2 protein-coding genes and 1 pseudogene are annotated in these 2083 nt (G+C 62.4%); all 3 read left to right on the forward strand.

Going from position 1 to position 2083, the window contains the following annotated elements:
• A pseudogene (locus BP858_RS09330) lies at positions 1-438 on the forward strand (mechanosensitive ion channel domain-containing protein); the annotation flags it as partial.
• 39 nt (positions 439-477) lie between these two features.
• Positions 478-1431, forward strand: coding sequence for a mechanosensitive ion channel family protein (locus tag BP858_RS09335; protein WP_286879354.1), 954 nt, complete (start codon positions 478-480; stop codon positions 1429-1431).
• A gap of 14 nt (positions 1432-1445) precedes the next feature.
• Positions 1446-2083 (forward strand): putative sulfate/molybdate transporter (locus tag BP858_RS09340; protein ID WP_286879355.1); only part of this gene is annotated, 638 nt, incomplete at its 3' end.

Consider the following 2083-nt stretch of genomic DNA (forward strand, 5'->3'; position numbering starts at 1 on the left):
GGCGGCCTTGTCCTCATGCCGAACTCGAGCATCATATCATCAAAGGTCGTCAACTACTCAAGGGGCGGGCTTCTGGAGATCCAGGTCTCGCTCTCGGTCCCGGCCGAGACCGATCTTGCGCTAGTCCGCGAGATCGCACTCGCGGTGGCGCTCGACGACCCCCGGATCCTCCCTAACCTCAGCCCGGTCGGAAGGACCGGGGCGCAGGGTCTCTTTGACCTCCCCTACATCAGGCGCCTCCGATCCGACCGCCCCGACCTTGCGCACTTCGAGCCCGCCGTCCTCATCTCATCGGTCAGCGACGGCTGGATAAAACTGACGGTGCGGGCCTGGATCAGCAAAATCCCGCGAAAAGATGAGATTGTCTCCCGGTACCTGAAGGAGGTCCTCACCCGCCTGCAGGCCGATGAGATCCCGGTCAAGGCCGAGGCGTCATGACATAAGAGATTAATCCTCTCCTCGCTCATTTCTTTCTACATGCAGGAGAGCGTTGCGGTCCCCGTCACCGGAGTATCCTTCGATGCAGTTCTCGCGTTCCTCTTCGCCTTTATCGGGTTCCTCTTCCTCGGCAACCTCGCCTACCTGCTCCTCAGGCGGGTGCTCGACGGGCACGTCTCCCATGGAACCGCCAAGTGGACCGCGACCATCCTGCAGTACGGTATCACCCTCGGCGGGATCTACGCGAGCGCCCGGTACCTCCTCGCCTTTGACCTGACAGCGTTTGTTGCATCGCTCGGTATCCTCGGTGTCGTCATAGCGTTCTCGTCGCGCCAGATCATCCAGAACGTCATCGCAGGCGTCCTGATCACGATCAACCGCCCGGTCCAGCTCGAGGAATGGGTGATCGTCAGCGGGAGGCCGGAGACGGGGCTCTCCAAGGTGCAGGACATCTCCTTCACGACCACGATCCTCCAGGGGCTCGACGGCGGCCTTGTCCTCACGCCGAACTCGAGCATCATAACATCAAAAGTCATCAACTACTCCCGGGCCGGGCTGCTTGAGGTCCAGATCCCGCTCGCCGTCCCGGTCACGGCAGACCTCGAACGGGTGCAGGAGATAGCGCTTCGCGCCGCACATGACCATCCCCTGATCCTCCCCCATGTCGAACCGGCCGAGCGGTCCGCTGTCCAGAACCTCTTTGACCTCCCTTACATCGGGCGCCTCTCGTCCGACCTTCCCCGCCCCGGCCTTGCGTTGTTCGAGCCGAAGGTGCAGATCTCGTCGATCAAGGAGGAATGGGTCAGGCTGACGGTGCGGGTCTGGATCAGGCAGATCCCGAGGAAAGATGCGATCGTCTCTGAGTACCTGGATACCGTCATCGAACGGCTGAGGGTAGAGGATCTCCTTGAGAAGAAGGAATGGGTGGGTGAGCCCGCACCGGAAACCCCAACATGCCCCATCCAGAACCTCCAAAAAGAAGCGGGAACATAAGACAGAGAGGAGTCATGGCGGAGAACACCGGGACCGGAGAAGGAGGCATCAGGGTCACCCTGGAGGAGATCGCCGGAGCCGTCGGCGACTTCGGGACCATCTTTCCCATCATGCTCGGGGTTGCCATCGTCTGCCCTGACGTGAACGTCAGCCACTTCTTCCTCTTCCTCGCCGCCTGGTACATCATCGCCGGGTTCTACTACCGCCTCCCGATCCCCATCGAGCCGATGAAGGCCATCGGCGCTATCGTCATCGCCGAAGGACTCTCCGGCGGCGAGATCGTGGCGTCCGGGATCATCGTCGGCGTGCTCTTCCTCCTGCTCGGGCTCGTCGGCGGCATGACCTGGATCGGGGAGCGGATCCCAAAGAGCGTCGTCCGGGGCGTGCAGGCCGGGCTTGCGCTCCTCCTCCTGAAGACGTCGCTTGGCTATATCGTCTCCGATGTCCTCTTTGCGGCACTTGCGATCGGGATCATCGTTGCCTTCTTCATCGCGTCGCAGCGCACCCGGGTGCCGGACATCTCCGCCCTGATGGTCCTCGGAATCGGGCTTGCCGCGGGCATCGCCACGCAGGGGATGCCGCCGTTCCGCCTGATACCCATCCCGGGTCTCGTCATCCCCGCACCGGCAGACTTCATAACAGGCACCTGGGA

Source organism: Methanoculleus sp. UBA413 (genome assembly GCF_002502935.1).
Classification (GTDB): domain Archaea; phylum Halobacteriota; class Methanomicrobia; order Methanomicrobiales; family Methanoculleaceae; genus Methanoculleus; species Methanoculleus bourgensis.